Origin of the sequence: Synechococcus sp. R8-2 (genome assembly GCF_047461715.1) — a bacterium.
Lineage (GTDB): Bacteria > Cyanobacteriota > Cyanobacteriia > Thermostichales > Thermostichaceae > Thermostichus.
On the sequence record NZ_JANSHQ010000476.1, the window covers coordinates 1 to 2271 of the forward strand.

The window sequence follows — 2271 nt, forward strand, 5'->3', positions numbered from 1 at the left end:
GTGCCCGGCTGGGATTGCCACGGCCTGCCCATCGAACTGAAAGTGTTGCAAAGCCTCACCCCGCAGGAGCGGGAAAACCTCACCCCTCTGCAGCTGCGACAAAAAGCCAAGGAGTACGCCCTGCACTACGTTGATGTGCAGCGGGCCAGTTTTCAGCGCCTGGGGGTATGGGGATCCTGGGATCGGCCCTACCTGACGCTGTCGCCGGAGTACGAAGCCGCACAGATTGAGGTGTTTGGACAAATGGCCCTCAAGGGCTACATCTACCGCGGCCTCAAACCCGTCCACTGGAGCCCCAGCTCCCAGACGGCTCTGGCGGAAGCGGAGCTGGAGTACCCCGACAACCACATCTCCCCCAGCATCTACGTGGCCTTTCCGCTACAGAGCCTGAGTCCGGCGGCGCAGCCGGTTTTGGAGCCTTTCATGCCGGGCCTGCGGGCGGCCATCTGGACCACCACCCCTTGGACGATCCCAGCCAACCTGGCCCTCTGCTTTAACCCCAAGCTCACCTATGCAGTGGTGGAGTCTCCCCGCTTCGGCCTGCTGTTGATCGCCGCCGATCTGCGGGAGCGGCTGGAGAAGGTTCTGGAGACGCCTCTGGAGATCAAGGCCACCCTGCCGGGATCCGCCCTGGAATACAGTCAAGGACGGCACCCCCTCTTTGACCGCGCCAGCCTCTGCGTGCTGGGGGACTATGTCACCACCGAGTCCGGCACCGGCATTGTGCACACAGCTCCGGGGCATGGGGAAGATGACTTCAAAACCGGCCAAAAGTATGGTCTGCCCATTCTCAGCCCTGTGGACGATCAGGGGAGATTTACCGCCGAGGCCGGATCCCAGTTCGTCGGGTTGGATGTGCTCTCCAAGAAGCCGGAGACCAGCGGCAATGCTGCTGTCATCCAGGCTCTGCAGGCTGCGGGGGCTTTGCTCAAGGAAGAGCCCTACAACCACAAATATCCCTACGACTGGCGCACGAAAGAGCCAACGATTTTCCGGGCCACCGAGCAGTGGTTTGCGTCTGTAGCTGGCTTCCGGGAGCTGGCCCTGCAGGCCATTAAAACCGTGAAATGGATCCCGGCCATCGGGGAGAACCGCATCACTGCTATGGTGTCGGAGCGCTCGGATTGGTGTATTTCCCGCCAGCGGGCTTGGGGTGTGCCCATCCCCGTCTTTTACGACGAAGAAACCGGCGAGCCCTTGCTCACTGCCGAGACCCTCGACCACATCAAGGCCATCTTCGCCCAAGAGGGATCCGACGCCTGGTGGAAGCGCCCGGTGGAGGAGTTGCTGCCGGAGAAGTACCGCCACAATGGCCGAACCTACCGCAAAGGGATGGACACCATGGACGTGTGGTTTGACTCCGGCTCTTCCTGGGCGGCAGTGGCCAAGGCGCAGGGGTTGGGCTACCCGGTGGATCTGTATTTGGAGGGCTCCGACCAACACCGGGGCTGGTTCCAATCCAGTTTGCTCACCTCCGTGGCCGTCAACGGCCATGCCCCCTACAAGGCGGTGCTCACCCATGGGTTTGTGCTGGACGAGAAAGGCCAGAAAATGAGCAAGTCCCTGGGCAATGTCATCGATCCGCTGGTGTTAATCAACGGCGGCAAAGATCCCCAGACGGATCCCGCCTACGGGGCGGATGTGCTGCGCCTGTGGGTCTCCAGTGTGGACTACTCCGGGGATGTGCCGCTGGGCAAGACCATTCTTGGGCAAATGGCGGATGTATATCGCAAAATCCGCAACACAGCTCGCTTTTTGCTGAGCAACCTCTACGACTTCAATCCAACTCAGGATGCCGTTCCTTTTGAAGCCTTGACGGAGCTAGACCGCTACATTTTGCACCGCCTGCACGAGGTGGGATCCGAGATCGGCGAATCTTTTGCCAGCTATCAGTTCTACCGCTTTTTCCAGGCGATTCAGAACTTCTGTGTGGTGGATCTCTCCAACTTTTACCTGGATATTGGCAAGGATCGCCTCTACATTAGCCATGCCCAAAGTCTGCGGCGGCGCCAATGTCAAACGGTGCTCTCCCTGTTGCTGGAGAACTTGGCCAAGGCCATCGCCCCCGTTCTCTCCCACCTGGCCGAAGAGATTTGGAGCCATCTGCCCTATCCCAAGCCCACCCGTTCGGTGTTTGAGGGGGGGTGGATGAAGCTGCCGGAGCACTGGCGGGATCCCCAGTTGGCGGCCATTTGGGAGCAACTGCGAGAGGTGCGCCAAGAGGTGAACAAGGCTCTGGAACAAGCCCGTACCGGTCGCGTTAGCGGGACG

General features: G+C 60.6%; 1 protein-coding gene. It reads left to right on the forward strand.

Annotation, left to right across the window (positions count from 1 at the left end; all coding sequences use genetic code 11):
* Positions 1-2271 (forward strand): isoleucine--tRNA ligase (gene ileS, locus NW819_RS11245; protein WP_414413794.1); only part of this gene is annotated, 2271 nt, incomplete at both ends.